This is a genomic window from Streptomyces sp. DH37, assembly GCF_029813835.1.
In the GTDB taxonomy this organism is placed as follows: domain Bacteria; phylum Actinomycetota; class Actinomycetes; order Streptomycetales; family Streptomycetaceae; genus Streptomyces.
On the sequence record NZ_JARVKV010000272.1, the window covers coordinates 1 to 255 of the forward strand.

At 72.2% G+C, this 255-nt stretch carries 1 protein-coding gene; it reads right to left on the minus strand.

What is annotated here, in order from left to right:
- On the minus strand, positions 1–255 hold a 255-nt coding region (locus QC029_RS31000), incomplete at both ends, for a VCBS repeat-containing protein (RefSeq protein WP_279559156.1).

A 255-nucleotide genomic window follows, 5' to 3' on the forward strand; every position in this document is an offset into this window, starting at 1 on the left:
TCAGGTCGCCCACTCCGACGACCTTGGTGTACGTCGTCCACGCCGAGCGGATCTTCCTGGCCGCCGCCAGCGTGCCGTCGCTCTTCGCGGCGAAGAGGTGGATGTCGCCGGTGGAGGCCTGGCGGGCCAGCAGGTCGGCGCGGCCGTCGCCGGTCAGGTCGCCGGGTGAGGTGAGGATGTTGTACGCGCCCCAGCCGGTGCCCAGTGTCCGGTAGGGGGTGGTGGGTGTCAGCGGTTTGCCGCAGCCCGGCCGGT